The sequence below is a fragment of the Pseudomonas sp. BF-RE-22 genome (genome assembly GCF_019956155.1).
Taxonomy (GTDB): domain Bacteria; phylum Pseudomonadota; class Gammaproteobacteria; order Pseudomonadales; family Pseudomonadaceae; genus Aquipseudomonas; species Aquipseudomonas migulae.
In genome coordinates, this window is the sequence record NZ_JAHBDD010000044.1 from 201,038 (window position 1) to 218,434 (window position 17,397).

The window sequence follows — 17,397 nt, forward strand, 5'->3', positions numbered from 1 at the left end:
AATAGGGAAGTGAAGATGGATGTTGCGCAAGAAAACACGGTACCCATCAAAGGTCAGCTTCATGTGCATGACCTCGATGAGTGCCGCAACATTCAAAAGGGTCCGGTGTTTATCATTGCCTCTGGGGCATCTGCTAAAGATTTTCCACTTGAAAAGTACGCCGACGTTCCAATGATCACGATGAACGGGGCTATCTCAATGTTCATCGGTACCGATATCAAACCGTTCTTTTATGCTTGCACTGACATTGCCTTTTACCGGGAACAGCCCGAATTGCTGTCGGCGGCCATGCAGCTCAGTGAGCGGGTTGCCGTGTGGGAGGAACACATCCGGCGTTCGGCCGACTCACCCGAAGGGGACCTGTACTTATTGACCAAGGCGCCCAAGCTCTCCTGGAGTGACCTGGTCTTCAGGGGCGATAAAGAGCTCGTCAGAAGTCGCCGGCTTGGAAACGGTCGCAACAGAACCCTGGGGTTCAGCAAGAACCTCAAGCGCGGCTTTTTTGATGCGCGCACCGTGGCCTATCTGGCATTGCAAATTGCCTACCACGCAGGCTTTAACAAGGTGTTTCTGGTGGGTGTCGACTTGAATCAGTCAGTACGACGTTTCTACGAAGAAGACGATGCAGATGTATCACCGTGCATGCTCGATCAGCATTTTTTTACGAGAATTCTGCCCTCGTTCAAAATCCTGTCGAAGTACGTCGTGAGCGATGATTTTCAGGTTTACAACTTGTCCGGTACCTCCAGGATTCCTGTCGAACTTATTCCCCGAGTGACGTTGGATGAAGTCGACAGGATGCTCTGAGGATTCTCCGTGCTTCATGGATGCGGGTGCTCTTGAGGCACCCGTTTTTTTGCGCGAGCTTCAACCGGCGTCAACCGTTCGGTACCTGCGCGCAATCTTCTTGTTCATGCCTCGCCTAGCTCCTCCCGCAAAAACGCCACCAGGGCACGTTGCAACCCGGTCAACGCGCCCTCGCGGCTGATCAGCGCCAACTCGGTCGGCGGCAGTTCGGGCAGATCGCTGCACACGCGGTGCTCAGGCAGCACCGCCGAAGCGGGCAGCACCGACACGCCCAGCCCGGAGGCCACCGCCGCCTGAATGCCCGTCAGGCTGTGGCTGCCAAACGCAACGCGCCAGGGCCGCTGCGCCACATCCAGCAGACGGATCGCCCGTTGCCGATAAATGCAGCCCTGTGGGAACAGCGCCAAGGGCAATACCCCATTGGCGGAGTCGACCCCCACACCCTTGACCCACACCAGCGTTTCCGGCCACGCCGCCCAGCAGGGGCCGCTGTCCGGTTCGCGTTTGACCAGGGCAATATCGAGGGTGCCCGCCGCGAGTTTTTGCTTGAGATCGGTGCTCATGCCGCTGACGGTTTCCAGGCGCGCTTCAGGTCTGGCCCGGTTGAAGCCGGCAAGGATCACGGCCATGCGCCGGGCATCGAAATCTTCCGGTACGCCGATACGCAGGATCTCCAGGTCGAGGTCGCTGGCCAAGGCTTCCACTGCCTCCGAGGACAGGGCGAGCAAGCGCCGTGCGTAGTGAATCAGCATCTCGCCATGCTCGGTCACGCTGATGTTCTGCCCGGTTCGGTCACGCAACAGCAGCGCATGCCCGACCAGTTCTTCGAGTTTGCGCACCTGTTGGCTTACGGTGGATTGGGTCCGGTGCACGCGCTCGGCGGCGCGGGTGAAGCTGCCTTCGTCCGCCACGCAAACGAAGGTCTTGAGCAATTCGAGATCGAACATGGCGGCCTCTTGATATTCGATTTATCACTGACATGTCGTTATTAATTTAATTTCACACTATCACTGATCGCTCTTAGCCTGAAGATCACCCTTCAGAGGAAACGAACATGACACTCACAATCACCCCGCGCCCCGAGTGGCTGACCTTCGATTGCTACGGCACGTTGATTCAGTGGGATGAGGGCTTGAAAGCCGTGGTGGCGGACATCTTGCGCGACAAGGGGGATCACAGCGTTGATGTCGATCGTCTGATCGAGGTGTACGACCGGCATGAACACCGGCTGGAACAGATGCCGCCGCATCGCTCGTTCCGTGAGTTGAGCACTGGCGGGTTGCATCTCGCCCTGGAAGAACTGGCGTTGGCGAGTGCCCCCGAAGACAGCCTGCGCCTGGCCGCGGCGATCCCGCGGATGCCGCCGTTTCCGGAAGTGATCGAGACGCTCGCCCGGCTCAAGGCGATGGGCTTCAAGCTGTGCATTGTGTCCAACACCGATGACGACATCATCGCCGGCAACGTTGGGCAACTGGGCGGGCACATCGATCGGGTCATCACGGCGCAGCAGGCCGGTGCTTACAAGCCGGATCCGCGACTGTTCGACTACGCTCACGAGCAGCTGGGCGTGACACGTGATCAGGTGGTGCACATTTGTGCCAGCCCGACGCTGGACCACACCGCCGCGCGGGACATGCACTTTCGCTGCGTGTGGGTCGATCGCGGCACCGGTCGGCAATTGCTGCCGGACTACCAGCCCGATGCGACAGTAAACACGCTGGATCAAGTCGTGCCCTTGTTCAAATCCCTTGGCTGGTAAACCCGGAGTCATTGCCATGGCACACACCCTTGCAGGCGGTTCCCGTCCCACCCGTTACACCGAGCTGAATCTGGATTCGCAGGCGGCCATCACCGCGCGCACGGAGCTGGCAGCGTGCTTCCAGCTTGCGGCACTGCACGGTCTGGAGGAGGGGATCTGCAACCACTTTTCCGCGATGGTGCCGGGCCGGGATGATCTGTTTTTTGTGAACCCCTACGGTTATGCCTTCGAAGAAGTCAGCGCTGAAAATCTTCTGGTCTGCGACTTTCACGGCAATGTCGTGGCCGGCGAAGGGCAGCCTGAAGCGACCGCGTTTTACATTCACGCCCGCCTGCACCAACAGCTGCCAAGGGTGAAAGTGGCGTTCCATACGCACATGCCTCACGCCACGGCGTTATGTTTGCTGCAAGGCCCGCCGCTGTTGTGGCTGGGGCAGACGGCTCTGAAGTTTTATGGTCGCACGGCGGTGGACGAGGACTACAACGGCCTGGCCCTCGATGAATCCGAAGGCGACCGGATCGCCAGTGTCATGGGCAATGCCGACATTCTGTTTCTGAAAAACCACGGTGTGATTGTCGCCGGACCGACCATTGCCGAGGCGTGGGACGATCTGTATTACCTCGAGCGTGCCGCCCAGGTGCAACTGATGGCGATGGCGACCCAGCGCGATCTCAAGCCTGTGCCCGAGCCGATTGCCCGGCGCGCCTACGAACAAATGCGCCTGGGGGATGCCGAAAGCGCGCGGGCGCATTTGCACAGTGCGATGCGCAGACTGTCCAAAGGACGATTGCCCCTCACTACGGCGTAGACTAAGCTCGCAAAATATAAGGGTTTTGGGCCTTCGCCCATGCCTTACCCTTGCAGGATGAGCTTTGCCTAATCTCCAAAACGACCCGCACATCGCCACTGGCGTTGCTTTGAAACGGTTACCGCTGCGCAAGGCAGCGATGCTGTTCATTGCCGTGGTGTGCCTGTGCCTGTGCGGTTTGCTTTACCTGCAACTGGAGCAATCGCGCCGGCACGATCTGGCCGTGGCCGAAGTGGCGTCATCGAACCTGACGCGAGCCATGGCGCAGCAGGCCGAAGACACCTTCATGAAAGCCGACCTGGTGTTGACCAGTCTGGTTGACTGGATTCAGGCCGACGGCTTCGGTCCGCCGCAGCGCCCACGTCTTCAGAAAACGTTCGCCCAGCGGGTGCAGGCGCTGAGTCAATTGCACGGGATCTTGCTGTTTGACCAGAAGGGCCAGTGGATCGTGACCTCTTTTGCGGATCTGCCTCGTGGTCGAGGCGTGGCGGACCGCGAATACTTTATGTATCACCAACAGAACGTATCGTCCGTGGCGCACATCGGGCCGGCCATTCGCAGTCGTGAGAATGGCGAGTGGATCATTCCGGTCTCCAAGCGCATCAACGACAAAAACGGCCATTTCCAGGGCGTGTTGCTGGCCGGCATCAAGATGTCCTACTTCGACCAGTTCTTCAAAAGCTTCAGCCTTGATGACAATGGCTCGATGTTTTTGGGGCTGACCGACGGGACGTTGCTGGCGCGCCGGCCGTTTATCGAAGCGCAGATCGGCACGTCGTTGGCCAATGGCGAGATCTTTCAGACGTTGCTGCCCAAAGCGCCCTCCGGCAATGCAACGTTCCGTTCGGTGGTCGACGGCACCGTGCGGTTGTATGGCTACCGACAGCTCGACGCCTATCCGCTGGTGGTGTCGGCGGCATCGTCCAGGGATTCGATTCTCAAGGGTTGGTACGACACCGCGTTTCGATCCAGCGTCATCGTTGCCCTTGTCGTGCTGGGCATTGGGTTGTTCGGCTGGGTGTTCGTGCGCCAGGTTCGCCTCGGCGAGCAGGTCGAGGCGGATTTGCGCAAGGCCAAGGAGGCGCTGAAGCTCATCGCGACCCACGACAGCTTGACCGGCCTGGCCAATCGCCGACTGTTCGAGCAAGCGCTGGACATCGAGTTCGGCCGTGGCATCCGTCAGTCGAGTTCATTGAGCCTGATCATGCTCGATATCGATTACTTCAAGCGCTACAACGACGCTTATGGCCACGTGGCGGGGGACCATTGCCTGGCGCAAGTGGCGCGGGCGGTGAAGGGTTGCTGCCATCGAAAAGCCGATCTGGCGGTGCGGTACGGTGGTGAGGAGTTCGCAGTGTTGCTGCCGGATACCGATATTCACGGTGCGATGGTCATTGCCGAGCATATCCGTCGCGCCGTCATGGCCAAAAACATCAGCCACAGCGGTTCGCCCAACGGTTTCGTCACGGTCAGCCTTGGCTGCTATTCGTTTGTGCCCACGCGGCTGGACAGCACCGAAGTGTTCATCGGGCGTGCGGACGCCGCCTTGTATCAGGCCAAGCATTCAGGGCGAAACCGTTCGGCGGTGCTGTCCATCGACGGCGGGATCGAGGAGTTGATGCGCTCGGATCGTTGAGACGACTCAGGCGCGAGCGGTCTGTGCGGATTAGCGAAGGCTGTAGTCGGCAAGTTTTTGTTCGAGCCGCTGACGCACCGTCGGCCATTCATCATCGATGATGCTGAACCGCACCGAGTTGCGCTTGCGTCCGTCCGGCATGATCCGTTCGTGACGCACGATACCTTCCTGTTGCGCGCCGAGCCTGAGGATTGCGTTGCGCGACTTCTGATTGTTTTCGTCGGTGGTGAACTGCACCCGCACGCAGTCCAGCACGTCGAATGCGTGGCGCAGCATCAGGTATTTGGCTTCGGTGTTGACGAAGGTTTTTTGCCAGCGGGCCGAGATCCAGCTGCTGCCGATTTCGAGCTTGCGATTGAGCCGGTCGATTTTCCAGAAGCGCGTCGAACCGATGACCTTGCCGGTGTCCTTGAGCACGATGACGTAGGGCAGAACAGTGCCTGCATCCCGTCCGTCGAGGGCTTTTTTCAGGTAGCTGTGCACCGTGGTCGGGGAGGGCACGACGGTGACAGTCAGGTTCCACAGTTCGCCATCTTCGGCGGCGTGTACCAGCGCATCGGCATCGGCGTATTGCAGTGGGCGCAGGCAGATTCTGTTGCCTTCCAGCGGTGTTTCCATGATGTCGGTTTTCTCGGTTGATTTTTCGGTCGTGTGGCGATTGGCGAAATCAATTGTCGGTCGTACCGTTTTATCACTTATACATGGCGGCCATCGGCGCAGAGATCTGCGGCCACTGCATAAGGACCGAGCAATGAGCGAGCCACGCCTGAGCAATCTTGCGTTGTACCTGCAACGCCTGGGCTTCGATGCGCCACCGGCGCCGACCCTGGACACCCTGCGTCAACTGCAACTGCGTCACACCGGCGCATTCCCGTTTGAAAACCTCACCACGCTGTCAGGCGAGCCAGTGCTCATCGATCTGCCGTCCATCGAGCAAAAAGTCCTGCACGATGGTCGTGGTGGTTACTGCTACGAACTCAACAATCTGTTTCTGGCGCTGCTTCAGGCGCTGGGCTTCAATGCCCGTGGCATCTCCGGCCGAGTGGTCATGGGCCAACCCGAGGGTGCGTGGACGGCGAGGACACACCGCTTGAGCCTGGTCATCCTGGATGACGTGCGCTACATCACCGATGTCGGCTTCGGCGGCATGGTGCCTACGGCACCGCTGCTGCTCGATACCCCGGCCGAACAGCGCACGCCCCACGAACCTTATCGCATCGAGCAACATGCCGATGGCTACACCTTGCGCGCCAACGTTGCGGGTGAGTGGCGGGCGATGTACATCTTCGACCTGCAACGGCAGGAAGACATCGATTTCGCCGTCGGCAACTGGTACGTCTCGACCCACCCCGAATCGTCTTTTGCCAGGCAGTTGATGGTGGCGCGAACGGGAGAAGGCTGGCGGCGCACGCTCAACAACGGCAGTTTTGCGATTCACCGGATGGGCGGCGAGAGCGAACGTTGGCAGGTGACGGATGTGGATGAGCTGGTCGGATTGCTGGGGCGCGAGTTCGGGATTCGGGTGCCGGAGCACGCAACGCTCAAACAAGTGCTTGCGCAGTTGATCGTGGCGGCGTAGCTCAAGGCTTCATCACGCGATGAATTTCACTGAGCACCTCCGATAGTTTTTTCTCCAGGCTTTTTAGCTCGGCGGCCGTTATCCCTTCTTTGAAATGTCCGGCATTTACAACAGCGGTGTTCGGGATGGTCGCTGCGCTCTTGCTTCCATCGTCGAGCAAGGCCTTGCGCAAGGTGTTGTTGATCACCGTCTGATAACCGAAACCTTCGCTCTCGGCGGCGAGACGCGCCGCGTCTAACACGACATCGTCGAGCATGATGGTGATGCGGGTTTTGCCTTTGCTCGAGGCAACCGCTCCGCGTTTGGCGTTACTGAAATCGTATTCGTCTTTCATGGTTCAAGCCTCCAGATATCGGCGCCGCTCATTTTTGGTAGCGGCGCGCGCGGAAATGATTCGAACGAAATTCGGCTCGCGCCAGGTGTACGCAACGACCAACAATCGACCTTTGGCATCCAGCCCCATGATGATCCACCGCTGCTCATCGTGATGGTTGTCCTCCAGCGAGAGGGCTCTCTCGTCATAAAACACCGCCTCGGTCTCCGCGAGGCTGATCCCTTGGTGCTTTAATTTGTTAGCTGCGTTCTTTGCCTTGTGAAACTGAATCTCGAATGACTTCATTATGCATACTTTATATGTATAAGCGAGAAGGCGTCCGTGCCGGCGGTCGCTTGGAATGCCAAAGACTAGCGGGCGGGGGAGAAGGCGCAGGAAGGATGTATTTCAAATGTTTTTTTGGAGGGGAAAACAGCGCAGGGGAAGGACTGCATGGACACATGTCCATAATCTGACTGATGAGTTGTATACAACTCTATAGACATTTGTCTTGAGTCTTGCATACAGTGTGCGCATAACAAAAACCAGGGAACCCCCCAACCATGAAAACGCCCCATGTTTCACACCAACGGCCTGAGGACGAAAACCTCGGTGTCGGCGCGAATATGGCTTACGGCCTGCAACACGTTCTGACCATGTACGGCGGCATCGTCGCGGTGCCTTTGATCATCGGCCAGGCGGCCGGGCTCTCGCCGGCGGACATCGGTTTGTTGATTGCTGCTTCATTGTTTGCGGGGGGCTTGGCAACATTGCTGCAGACCCTCGGTTTACCGTTTTTCGGTTGTCAGTTGCCGCTGGTGCAGGGCGTGTCCTTCTCGGGCGTCGCGACGATGGTGGCGATTGTCAGCAGTGGCGGGGAGGGCGGGTTTCAGTCGATTCTGGGGGCGGTGATTGCCGCATCATTGATCGGTTTGCTGATCACGCCGGTGTTCTCGCGAATCACCAAGTTCTTCCCGCCGCTGGTGACGGGCATCGTGATCACCACCATCGGCCTGACGCTGATGCCGGTGGCCGCGCGCTGGGCCATGGGTGGCAACAGTCATGCGCCGGATTTCGGCAGCATGGCGAACATCGGCCTGGCGGCGGTAACGCTGGTGCTGGTGTTGTTGCTGAGCAAGATCGGCAGCGCGACCATCTCCCGGTTGTCGATTCTGCTGGCCATGGTCATCGGCACGCTCATCGCGGTATTCCTTGGCATGGCGGACTTCTCGTCCGTCACCCAGGGCCCGATGTTCGGCTTCCCCACGCCATTCCACTTCGGCATGCCGACCTTCCACTTCGCTGCGATCCTGTCGATGTGCATCGTGGTCATGGTGACGCTGGTCGAAACCTCGGCGGACATCCTCGCGGTCGGTGAAATCATCGACACCAAAGTCGACTCCAAGCGCCTGGGCAACGGTCTGCGCGCCGACATGCTGTCGAGCATGATCGCGCCGATCTTCGGTTCTTTCACCCAGAGTGCGTTCGCCCAGAACGTCGGGCTGGTGGCGGTGACCGGGATCAAGAGCCGTTACGTGGTGGCTACCGGCGGCTTGTTTCTGGTGATCCTCGGCCTGCTGCCCTTCATGGGGCGGGTTATCGCCGCGGTACCGACCTCCGTGCTCGGCGGCGCCGGGATCGTGCTGTTCGGCACCGTGGCGGCCAGCGGAATTCGCACGCTGTCCAAGGTCGACTACCGCAACAACGTCAATTTGATCATCGTCGCCACGTCCATCGGTTTCGGCATGATCCCTATTGCCGCGCCGAACTTTTACGACCACTTCCCAAGCTGGTTCGCGACGATCTTCCACTCGGGCATCAGCTCCTCGGCAATCATGGCCATCGTGCTGAACCTGGCCTTCAACCACCTCACTGCCGGCAACTCGGATCAGCAGTCGGTGTTTGCTGCCGGTACTGAGCGAGTCCTGCGCTATCAGGATCTGGCAGCGCTGCGCGAAGGGGATTACTTCAGCGAAGGCAAGTTGCATGACTGCGACGGAAAGGAGATCCCGGTGATAGAGACGGATCATGGGCATGGCGAGCCGAAGGCGGTGCATATCAAAAGCAGTGAACATGTCTGAATAAAAAAGGCGCCCCCAGGGGCGCCTTTTTACATGACATGACCCCGTACTGTAGGAGCCGGCTTGCCGGCGATGGCGGCCTTGAGAACGATGCATTATTCAAGGCCCTCATCGCCGGCAAGCCGGCTCCTACAGCTCTTAAGTCATCTTTTCCAGCGCCCACAAAAAAGCCCCTGAACCTTTCGATTCAGGGGCTTTTTGATCTTGCTGTCTGGCTCCACGACCTGGACTCGAACCAGGGACCCAGTGATTAACAGTCCCTAAATAGTCCGTCCGGCCATGTCCCCTAGTGATTTAAAATCTAACGAAATCAATGGGCCAGGTCTATCCTTTAGTTGTACCTGTCCGCTTTCGTACGCTTATGTATCCCAGTGACCGAGGCCTATACAGGTTTTTACAGACACGGGAGAAAAGGCCATGAGCGTTTTCACCACCAAAACCGTCGAGGCGGCGAGCAGGAAAGCCAAGCTGCTGGGCTCCGACGTTTGGGTCACCAAGGAGGGCAACCGGGGAGAGGGCAGGCTGCGCGTGCGTGCTTCACCGCATGGCAGCATCGCTTTCTTTTTTCGCTACAGTCACGACGGCAAGCAACACCAACTGCGTATCAATGAAGAGACGCTGGCCATGGCAAGCGACGAAGCGGATCGTTTATCCCTTCTATATCGTTCTGGCATCCACGACCTGCACCAGTATGCCGCGATGGAATCGAGGACCTCGCAAGCCCGGCTGGCGGCGGAGGTGGCTCAGCTCGATGCGCTCGCCCTGGAGGCCGAAGCGAAGGCCCAGCAAGGCACTCTTGGCGATCTGCTGACCGCCTATGCCGACATGCTGAAAGCAGCCGGCAAGGCCAGTGCTGGAGAGGTCCGTAGTCAGGTGAAGAAGGATGTCGAGACGGCTTTCCCAGCTCTGTGGAATAAGCCGGCTGTGGACATCACCCTCGATAATTGCGTGGAAATCATCGGCAAGCTGAACGATGAGAAAAAACCGCGACAGGCCGACAAGATGCGCTCCTATCTCAAGAGCGCCTACCGCGCCGCGATCAATGCCCGTGGCAATGTGAAGGCGCCCAAGGTGATGCGCGAGCTGGGCATCACCAGCAACCCGGCAAACGAAATCAACAAGGTCAAAGGCTCATCTGAGGCCAGCGAACGTGCTCTGTCCCTGGCCGAGTTTCGGGCGTATTGGAAGCGTATCCAGGCACTGGAGGAACCGTGCCGGAGCGTGACCATGCTGCACGTCCTGACGGGTGGCCAGCGCATGCAGCAACTAGCCCGTGTGATGTTGGCCGATATCGACCGCGACGCCATGCTGATGCGCATGCAGGACGGCAAGGGCAAGCGCGAGAAGCCCAGGGTATATTGGGTGCCGTTGTTGCCTGAGGCTTTGGCGTGCATCGACCGCATCACCCTCGTTGGACAGTATGTCTTCTCCTGCAACGGCGGCTTGAGTCCGATGCACGTCAGCTACATCAGCGACATCGCCTCGGACGTGTGCAGCCAGATGGCCGAAGCTGGCGAACTGCAAGGCGAACCCTTCACTGGGAAAACCATTCGCGCCACCATCGAAACGCGCCTGATGAAAAAACCCTACCGGGTATCGAGCGATGTGCTGGCACGTCTACTTAGCCACGGATTGGGCGGTGTGCAGGCGCGGTCCTACATGCACGACCCGATGCACGAAGAAATGCTAGAAGCCCTGGAAAAACTGTGGCGGCTGCTGAATGAAAAGGCGGAGCCTTTGGCGGAAGTTATACAACTTCACGCCTAATCAGACAGACGGCACGATTAGCTAAATCTGCTACGGATACCCAAAATTCGTAGCAGATTTTTTCATTTGGTGAGTTGCTATCAGCAGAAATTCCTACGGTTATTATTCGTCTCAATTAGAGTGAAGTTATCCACTGTTTATCCCCTAGTTGTCCTAGTTATCCACAGCCCTAGCAAGCGAAACATATTGCCAAACTTCCAAGTTTGGCCGTATAGGTGCGAACGTGTTCGAAGTTCTATTGAGGTGTACCAAAATGACTGCAACGAAGTTGCCAAACCCCAAGCCAGTGCTGATGTCCGTTAACCAGTTTTGTGTAGCTACATGTATGGGGCGCACGAAGGCGTATTTACTAATGGACAACGGCACTATTGCCTTTTTAATGCTGGGCGGTGTGCGGCGCATTCCTGTTACTGAAGTTGAGCGTCTCGAAAATGAAGCAAAGCGTGATGCCAAGCAAAAACTGCTGGGAATTATGTGATGACGGAATTCACTGATATGACGCGCATTAAATAAAAAACCCTCGATCAATAAGGCATGATCGAGGGTTTTAGAGGGTCACTGTCACGCGACACCGCCACTAGGGAATCTAGGAGCGCTTAAATTATGACTGAAAAATCCAAAGTGCCGCAAGTCAATACGGCCATCCATGTTTCAGTTGGTGCATCAAAGTTTGATAACTGCCCCGTGCAGTGTGAAGCCGCCAACTTTGACGAATTCACTGATGACGTATTAGTTGGGCGTGGAACGGCCAAAGGTAAAACTTTCATCTGCGCGCCGATGGCTGAAGGCTACAACAATGACCAGAAAAAGTACCCCGGCCAAAAGACGTGGCGGGCAAAGCACCTGGCACTGCCCCGTGGCTTCCTGCCGCTCGACTGCGATGGCTTCGACAGTCTGGAAACCTACACCATGCTGCTGGGGTATCTGAAGCGCTATCAGGGCTTCGCCTACACCACGGCCAGCCATACACCCGAAGCACCGCGTTGCCGCGTGGTGCTGGCGCAGAGCCGCGAGACTGACCGGGAGCAAGGCATTGCATTGTGCGAGGCCGTACAGGCAAAGATCGACGCCGAACTGGGTGCTGGCCGAGTGAAGTTCGACAAGAAGGTCTACCCCGGCGAGCAGCCGCTATACACCCCCTTGGAAGGTGCAGAGACATTTCGCTTTACTGGTCAGTCGGTGGATGTTGACGCCATGCTGATGCTGGCGCCCACAACTAAGCCGAAAGGTAACAACGGCAATCAATCCAGACTGGAGCAGGCAAAGAGCGACGATAAAATCCTGCACGCCATGATCCAAATGGGCATGGTGCGCAGCACTGAGGACAATGAAAGGTTCATGATCGAATGCCCGTTCGCCCATGAACACAGCATGGACGGCGGTGAGAAGGAAACCATGTACTGCCTAGCAAACACCCATGGGCATCCCCAAGCGGCTTTTAGTTGCTTCCACGGCCATTGCGCCGAGCGCACCCAACCAGAATTCGTCGTGGCGGTACTGGCACGGTATGAGAAGGAAAAGGGTGATTTGGCTGCGCCTAGTGCAGCACCTAAGTTCGCCCCGACAATCACCTACCCTGACCCTCTCCCCGGTGTCGCGGCTGATGTGGTCACGGCTATCTTGGCAGTGGCGAACAAACCCCAGCCCGCGCTAACCATGCTCGCGGCGCTGGTGGCTTTTGCCGCCATGTGTGGCAGCTTCTATGCCCTCGCCAACGGCTGCCGGTTGAACCTGTACGGTATTGGCATATTGCCGACCGCTGGCGGCAAAAACCTGCCGCAGATGATGGCTAAAAGACTGGCCAAGATCGGCAACGTCAATGTAATCAGCGCGCCTTCATCAGGCGAAGGATTGGAGGACGCTTTAACCAGCAATATCGGGACGCTTTGCGTCATAGATGAAATGGGCCACCTACTGGCACTGACGAACGCGAAGAACGCGAAGGCGTGGCATGTTTCGTTAATGCGTAAATTTCTGGAACTGTATGCCGCTGGGGCAGATGCTAACTATACCGCTCGGGGTAAAGCCGACAAGCCGGGGCGCAGCATCCCTAATCCGGCATTAAGTCTTATTGGTTTTACCACACCATTAGTGCTTGGGCGGGCCATTTCACTTGATGATATTGATAATGGACTGGCGGGGCGCCCACTGTGGGTGGAAACCAAGGGGGTCCCTAAAAACCGTCGAAGTAAAAAAGCATTCGTCTTGCCTAAATCGTTTTCCAGCACGGCCATGAAAATTGAAGTGAATTTAGCGCGCAGTAGATTAGCTAAAGATGCGCCGGTTCTGGTGGATATGAATAGTGACGCCGATGCACTGCTCGATAAACTTAATGATGAATTTGATCTTATTGGCCGTGGCGTTGGTGCACCTCACGAAAGAGCACTCTGTGCGCGCTCGTTGGAAAACGTAGAACATATTTGCGGAGTGCTGGCCGTATTGGATAACCCGGATAAGCCGATGATTACCACGAGGCATGTGGAATGGGCGGCGCAATTCGTGCGGGCGTCCAACGCGACGGCGCTCAATTTTGTCGAGGACGAAATGCACAACGGGGACGTGCAACGGGATGCCGCCAAAATCAAAAAACTGCTAAGCGACAACGTGTTTACCCCGCAGAAGGACCGGAAGGGCAAGCCACGCGAGGGGCAAGCCATAGCGCTGGCGGCTGGCGCCGTACCAAGGGCGTTACTGATGAAACGCTCCGGACTCGATGCGCAGCCATTCGACAGGGCGTTTGCCCACCTGCTCGGGTGTGAGGATATCGCGATAGAAAAATTCGGTGATCTGACGGCTGTGAAGCTGGTGTAGTCGGGTATGTGTGTTCCGTGTGTTCCCATGTGTTCCGGCGTGTTCCCGGAACACCTGAAACCCACGCCATACAAGGGTTAGAAGGGTTTTTTACTATCTATATATGTGTGTTCTTACACCATTACACACCCCCCTTCTCTGATTTCATTTTTTAGGGCTTTTACTGGTTAAATTTAAGGTGTTTGGCGTGGGTATGTGTGAGAGGTCAGGAACACAGGAACACATGGCCAAAAATACCCTCGCAGCCGCTCTAGCTTCGGGGTTTCGTGTGTTCCAGAAAGTGTAGGGAACACACCCTGTGTTCCTGGGGAACACACCACGTTGGGAGGTGAATGTGATGCAAAAGACAATCCTGCTGGTGCCCGCGATGTATGGGCGGGAGATGGTGCCGAACGCCGACACCGAGCAGAAACTGGCGAGCGGCAGTTACCTGATCGGGATCAAGCCGAAAAAGCCAACGCGCCACTCAGTTACGCAAAAGGAATTTGAGCAGCGCAGACGCGAGGCTGGATATAAGAAATTGCAGGTTTTATTGCCCGAGCCCGTTTTTAATAAATTGCGCGCCAGACTGCATGGTGAAGAAACATTGGCCTCATTGCTTGAACGGCTTTTGGCAGAAACTGACAACCATCAATTATCCATGGTGGACTCACAGGATTAGAAAATCCCAGCGGATTGGTTGGAGCGCCGATGGCCGTAGCACCTGCACAAAAAACTAAAATAAAGGATATGTAATCCCTTGGATCAATACGCAGGAATGCGGATTTCAGGGTTATTTGTATGTGAAAAGAAGCTTTTCGTGTCTACAACGTACCTGTTTAGGTCTGTCGAGGGCCTGGAAATGAAAGATCCATTGATGCAGGAATTCATCGAAACGCAGACCGGCCTCGACTTCGCGAAGTGGCGGCACTGGGCTACCGATCACGGCCACCCGCACGGCTCTCTGTCTGAATTCGTTGGTCGATACCAGAGGATGCAGCAAGCGCTCAAACGACGCTCTATCCCCTCAACACCACTACCGCGACAGGAAAACGTCCCCAGCGAGCCCACGCGAAGCCACGCCAGCAATTTGGTAGGGGAGTCGACATGAAAACGAACTTCATCGACACGACGGCGGGTAGTACGACAGCGACCGACAACGCTGTGAAGCTCTACCTTCCACCAGAGCACGCGGCGACCGTACTGGCGTATCTGGATCAGGTGCCCAATCCGGCCAAGGCCCGCCAAGCCCGTACCGAGAGCATCGAGCGCTTGGTGCTGATGGCGATGGGAAACGCAACGCTGCGCGCTGACTTGGCGGGTGTTGACCGCGCTTTCTGGACTGCCAAGTTGATAGCGCACCTCAACGCTGTTGTGGACAAGAAGGCTCGATACTCCGATGAATTCAAAGACCTGTACGGGGTTGAGCGGCCGAAAACACCCAGCCGAGCAAAGGTTCGCGAGATATTAATTAAACATGGATACACGTTCTAACCAGAACCGATATCCGTTACACCCGCCGCCATTGTTTAAAAACTGCTTCGGCGCACACTCAAGTTATCACTTCAGGAGTGCCGAACATGTCCGTCGAACTTACAACCGAAACCAAAAACAAACCCGCCCCGCTGGCGCCCCACGCGCTGTCTTTCGAGGACTACCGTTTTGTAAGACATTGCGCCGTAGTGCCTCGCGATACTGATCCGAGCATGTTGACCGAATCCGGACTTTGGTTATCTGTTGCACACCGGTTGCACGCGCTGGATCGTATTACGGTTGTTTGGGAAGACCGGAGTGCCATTGCGGATCTGATGGTTCTGGAAGCCTCTCAGAGTTTCACGTCCTTGGTGCTGCTCGACTACAAGAAACTCCCAGGCATTATCAGTGATGGCAGCGAAGCGCTGATTAACTTTGAGATTTTTTATTCTCAAATGGACGGTTACTGTGCGCGACGCTTAAGTGATTCGGTGTTGATCGTGCGGAATGCCACGAGTAAGGAAGCCTGCATTTCGGAACTGAAAGCTCACCCGACATTCGGTGCTGAAAAATGAGTGCCGAATTCTACCGGGCAGTGCAACAACTGGCACGCTCCGTTCAGGCTATCCGCTTGCCTATCAATCGGCTTGCCGAACTCGTCGCCCGAAACACCAATCTCGACAAGGTTGAAGTGATTCGGCAACTACGCAAGGAGTCGGTCCAAAAAGAGTTGGCCCTGAACTGGGAAACTCTTGTTTACCGCCATGTGACCGGCAACTACGTTTTAATTTGCACGGCATTGCCGGACAACCAAAAAGATGCCCAGTCCTTAGCTACAAGACGTTTGATTAACAGTCGTGAAGCCTGTGCCTTTTGTGGCTTAGTCGAAGGCTCCTTCGCTTCGATTGAATTAACCGTCGCAACTAATCCGGTGGGGATCGCCATCCAAGGCGAGCGAGTTCATCCGCGTTGCGCACTGCCGTGGCAGCGCCTGAATTTAATTGCTGCGCGTGCTGGAGCAAATCGTAAGGAATCACTCTTGTGAATATTAAGGACGTTTTATTAAAAGCCGTTTCGGCAGTACCGAACTGGCACTACGTCACTGAAAAAATCAGAGGCAACACCATAATGTCACTCACGCAAAAGATTATCGCCGCCCTGTATCAACTTTCAGAAGAAGGTTATACGACCGAGCAGCCAAAACTTATCGAAAAAATAATGGACATTGCCGAACTGCACTCCGAACTTCCAGAGGACACTTTTAGAGCCATCCGCTCGCGGCTGCCGAACATGGTGCCATTGCTGGAAAAGTTGGGTGTTCAATTTACTGTAGGGCGAGGCGACTGGGGCATTTGCAGTGTAAGGATGGTGAAAAATGTCCACTGATATCGATACCTTAAGCGCTGGTGACATCGCCCCCTACAACCCCGGCGCACCAACGCTATCGCCTATTAGCAGCACTCCCGATACCTGGGGTAACAATGATTTACTGCGTGAGGATCATCGCCACCAGTCTGGCTTACAACTGTTCGGCGCCTCGTTGCCTGCCGGGACCACACAGCAACAGGTAGAAGTAATGCTGGGGCAGTTAGGCGGCGTGTTCATGGCCGACTTTAGTTCGCTCGGATACCCGCAAGCCTATATTAATGCGGCGGTGCAATTCATGACCGCTAACGCGACAAAGGCGCCGTATCACGTTCGACAACTGCACAACTTCAACCTGCACGGTCAGGATGATTACTTGGGCCATGCGTTTGGAAACATGGTACAGGGGCTATCTGGATCACCTCGGGCTAAACAACAGTTTGTCACAGCGTGTTTGCAGTGGCTGGCCCGTGCCTCGAAACAACTTTCACAGAATCCGGCTGAGGGGTCGGGTGACATGCCAAGGACGGCACCTAATTCAGATCCGACCGACGCTTTATCAGATGCCCAGTACGCGGCTGTCGTTAAAGCCAATGACGCCGCCAAAGCGCAGGCTTATGGTTATCTCCAGAATCTTTGGGGTGACAGCTTTCAATCCAACCTCAGGATGGTGGACGCTTATTTCACGTCTCTTCCTATACATGAGCAAAGGACGCTCGACGTTTATACAACTGGCTGGATCAGAGCGCTTAACACGAAAGAAATTATCCTCGGGCTGTATCAACAAGCCATCGGAATTCATTCAATGCCAACCAGCGGCGGTGCCGTAGCAACTGAAATTGCACAGTGCGAGCACGTGATGAAAGTTGATCGAAAAAGATGGCAGGCCGACGAACGCTTGCAGGCAAGGTATCGCGAACTTCTTCGAATCCGCTCTGGTGGCTGACATGCACATAAAGAAACTGCGAAAGGCTGACGCTCAACTCGCCAAGGAGCGCAAAAGATGGGAAAAGCGCCAG

19 protein-coding genes are annotated in these 17,397 nt (G+C 56.4%); 15 read left to right on the forward strand and 4 right to left on the reverse strand.

From position 1 onward, the window contains the following. Positions 1-15 precede the first annotated feature (15 nt). A complete protein-coding gene (locus KGA82_RS20810) occupies positions 16-807 on the forward strand; it encodes a lipopolysaccharide biosynthesis protein (RefSeq protein WP_223452233.1) in 792 nt (263 codons plus the stop codon). Positions 808-911: 104 nt separating this feature from the next. On the opposite strand, the gene KGA82_RS20815 is transcribed toward KGA82_RS20810, so the two are convergent. Then, positions 912-1,754: a LysR substrate-binding domain-containing protein gene (locus KGA82_RS20815; RefSeq protein WP_223452240.1), complete on the reverse strand. Its 843-nt coding sequence runs from the start codon at positions 1,752-1,754 to the stop codon at positions 912-914. Between the two features lie 107 nt (positions 1,755-1,861). Between KGA82_RS20815 and KGA82_RS20820 the strand changes: the two genes are divergently transcribed. The 3 genes from KGA82_RS20820 to KGA82_RS20830 all read left to right on the forward strand — a co-directional run bounded on the left by KGA82_RS20820 (position 1,862) and on the right by KGA82_RS20830 (position 5,010). Continuing rightward, entirely contained in the window at positions 1,862-2,566 is a 705-nt protein-coding gene (locus tag KGA82_RS20820) for a haloacid dehalogenase type II (RefSeq protein WP_223452244.1), read from the forward strand. Positions 2,567-2,582: 16 nt separating this feature from the next. Beyond that, positions 2,583-3,374, forward strand: a complete 792-nt coding sequence (locus KGA82_RS20825; protein WP_008028340.1) for an aldolase — start codon at positions 2,583-2,585, stop codon at positions 3,372-3,374. 64 nt (positions 3,375-3,438) lie between these two features. Then, on the forward strand, positions 3,439-5,010 hold the full coding sequence (locus KGA82_RS20830; protein WP_223452248.1) for a GGDEF domain-containing protein: 1,572 nt from the start codon (positions 3,439-3,441) through the stop codon (positions 5,008-5,010). A gap of 30 nt (positions 5,011-5,040) precedes the next feature. On the opposite strand, the gene KGA82_RS20835 is transcribed toward KGA82_RS20830, so the two are convergent. Next, positions 5,041-5,628, reverse strand: coding sequence for a GNAT family N-acetyltransferase (locus tag KGA82_RS20835; RefSeq protein WP_223452249.1), 588 nt, complete (start codon positions 5,626-5,628; stop codon positions 5,041-5,043). A 133-nt stretch (positions 5,629-5,761) separates the two neighbouring features. Here KGA82_RS20835 and KGA82_RS20840 point away from each other — a divergent pair, with 133 nt between their 5' ends. Beyond that, entirely contained in the window at positions 5,762-6,589 is an 828-nt protein-coding gene (locus KGA82_RS20840) for an arylamine N-acetyltransferase family protein (RefSeq protein WP_223452250.1), read from the forward strand. A 1-nt stretch (position 6,590) separates the two neighbouring features. On the opposite strand, the gene KGA82_RS20845 is transcribed toward KGA82_RS20840, so the two are convergent. Then, positions 6,591-6,923, reverse strand: a complete 333-nt coding sequence (locus KGA82_RS20845) for a BrnA antitoxin family protein (RefSeq protein ID WP_008037660.1) — start codon at positions 6,921-6,923, stop codon at positions 6,591-6,593. A 3-nt stretch (positions 6,924-6,926) separates the two neighbouring features. Continuing rightward, complete coding sequence (locus tag KGA82_RS20850) at positions 6,927-7,208, reverse strand: BrnT family toxin (protein WP_223414608.1); 282 nt, start codon at positions 7,206-7,208, stop codon at positions 6,927-6,929. Between the two features lie 257 nt (positions 7,209-7,465). Between KGA82_RS20850 and KGA82_RS20855 the strand changes: the two genes are divergently transcribed. The 10 genes from KGA82_RS20855 to KGA82_RS20900 all read left to right on the forward strand — a co-directional run bounded on the left by KGA82_RS20855 (position 7,466) and on the right by KGA82_RS20900 (position 17,324). After that, the gene (locus KGA82_RS20855) at positions 7,466-8,983 is read left to right on the forward strand and encodes a nucleobase:cation symporter-2 family protein (protein WP_223452251.1); all 1,518 of its coding nucleotides are present in this window, start codon (positions 7,466-7,468) and stop codon (positions 8,981-8,983) included. 417 nt (positions 8,984-9,400) lie between these two features. After that, entirely contained in the window at positions 9,401-10,750 is a 1,350-nt protein-coding gene (locus KGA82_RS20860; protein ID WP_223452252.1) for a tyrosine-type recombinase/integrase, read from the forward strand. Positions 10,751-11,003: 253 nt separating this feature from the next. Next, the gene (locus KGA82_RS20865; RefSeq protein ID WP_223452253.1) at positions 11,004-11,228 is read left to right on the forward strand and encodes a hypothetical protein; all 225 of its coding nucleotides are present in this window, start codon (positions 11,004-11,006) and stop codon (positions 11,226-11,228) included. 125 nt (positions 11,229-11,353) lie between these two features. Continuing rightward, positions 11,354-13,561: a DUF3987 domain-containing protein gene (locus tag KGA82_RS20870; protein WP_223452255.1), complete on the forward strand. Its 2,208-nt coding sequence runs from the start codon at positions 11,354-11,356 to the stop codon at positions 13,559-13,561. Positions 13,562-13,898: 337 nt separating this feature from the next. Continuing rightward, positions 13,899-14,222, forward strand: a complete 324-nt coding sequence (locus KGA82_RS20875) for a hypothetical protein (protein WP_223452257.1) — start codon at positions 13,899-13,901, stop codon at positions 14,220-14,222. 425 nt (positions 14,223-14,647) lie between these two features. Continuing rightward, on the forward strand, positions 14,648-15,034 hold the full coding sequence (locus tag KGA82_RS20880) for a hypothetical protein (protein WP_223452259.1): 387 nt from the start codon (positions 14,648-14,650) through the stop codon (positions 15,032-15,034). An 86-nt stretch (positions 15,035-15,120) separates the two neighbouring features. Further along, complete coding sequence (locus tag KGA82_RS20885) at positions 15,121-15,588, forward strand: hypothetical protein (RefSeq protein WP_223452261.1); 468 nt, start codon at positions 15,121-15,123, stop codon at positions 15,586-15,588. Further along, positions 15,585-16,058 carry a hypothetical protein gene (locus tag KGA82_RS20890; protein ID WP_223452263.1) on the forward strand — a complete coding sequence of 158 codons (474 nt, stop codon included), beginning with the start codon at positions 15,585-15,587 and terminating at the stop codon, positions 16,056-16,058. The genes KGA82_RS20885 and KGA82_RS20890 overlap by 4 nt, the downstream gene beginning before the upstream one ends. Next, entirely contained in the window at positions 16,055-16,399 is a 345-nt protein-coding gene (locus tag KGA82_RS20895; protein ID WP_223452264.1) for a hypothetical protein, read from the forward strand. Before KGA82_RS20890 ends, KGA82_RS20895 begins: the two co-directional genes overlap by 4 nt. After that, a complete protein-coding gene (locus tag KGA82_RS20900) occupies positions 16,389-17,324 on the forward strand; it encodes a hypothetical protein (RefSeq protein ID WP_223452266.1) in 936 nt (311 codons plus the stop codon). The genes KGA82_RS20895 and KGA82_RS20900 overlap by 11 nt, the downstream gene beginning before the upstream one ends. Positions 17,325-17,397 lie beyond the last annotated feature (73 nt).

Bases quoted from the DNA above. Each gene is read 5' to 3' on its own strand.
- KGA82_RS20810 (WP_223452233.1), top strand. From the start codon at position 16: ATGGATGTTGCGCAAGAAAACACGGTACCCATCAAAGGTCAGCTTCAT.
- KGA82_RS20815 (WP_223452240.1), bottom strand. From the start codon at position 1,754: ATGTTCGATCTCGAATTGCTCAAGACCTTCGTTTGCGTGGCGGACGAA.
- KGA82_RS20820 (WP_223452244.1), top strand. From the start codon at position 1,862: ATGACACTCACAATCACCCCGCGCCCCGAGTGGCTGACCTTCGATTGC.
- KGA82_RS20825 (WP_008028340.1), top strand. From the start codon at position 2,583: ATGGCACACACCCTTGCAGGCGGTTCCCGTCCCACCCGTTACACCGAG.
- KGA82_RS20835 (WP_223452249.1), bottom strand. From the start codon at position 5,628: ATGGAAACACCGCTGGAAGGCAACAGAATCTGCCTGCGCCCACTGCAA.
- KGA82_RS20840 (WP_223452250.1), top strand. From the start codon at position 5,762: ATGAGCGAGCCACGCCTGAGCAATCTTGCGTTGTACCTGCAACGCCTG.
- KGA82_RS20845 (WP_008037660.1), bottom strand. From the start codon at position 6,923: ATGAAAGACGAATACGATTTCAGTAACGCCAAACGCGGAGCGGTTGCC.
- KGA82_RS20850 (WP_223414608.1), bottom strand. From the start codon at position 7,208: ATGAAGTCATTCGAGATTCAGTTTCACAAGGCAAAGAACGCAGCTAAC.
- KGA82_RS20855 (WP_223452251.1), top strand. From the start codon at position 7,466: ATGAAAACGCCCCATGTTTCACACCAACGGCCTGAGGACGAAAACCTC.
- KGA82_RS20860 (WP_223452252.1), top strand. From the start codon at position 9,401: ATGAGCGTTTTCACCACCAAAACCGTCGAGGCGGCGAGCAGGAAAGCC.
- KGA82_RS20865 (WP_223452253.1), top strand. From the start codon at position 11,004: ATGACTGCAACGAAGTTGCCAAACCCCAAGCCAGTGCTGATGTCCGTT.
- KGA82_RS20870 (WP_223452255.1), top strand. From the start codon at position 11,354: ATGACTGAAAAATCCAAAGTGCCGCAAGTCAATACGGCCATCCATGTT.
- KGA82_RS20875 (WP_223452257.1), top strand. From the start codon at position 13,899: ATGCAAAAGACAATCCTGCTGGTGCCCGCGATGTATGGGCGGGAGATG.
- KGA82_RS20880 (WP_223452259.1), top strand. From the start codon at position 14,648: ATGAAAACGAACTTCATCGACACGACGGCGGGTAGTACGACAGCGACC.
- KGA82_RS20885 (WP_223452261.1), top strand. From the start codon at position 15,121: ATGTCCGTCGAACTTACAACCGAAACCAAAAACAAACCCGCCCCGCTG.
- KGA82_RS20890 (WP_223452263.1), top strand. From the start codon at position 15,585: ATGAGTGCCGAATTCTACCGGGCAGTGCAACAACTGGCACGCTCCGTT.
- KGA82_RS20900 (WP_223452266.1), top strand. From the start codon at position 16,389: ATGTCCACTGATATCGATACCTTAAGCGCTGGTGACATCGCCCCCTAC.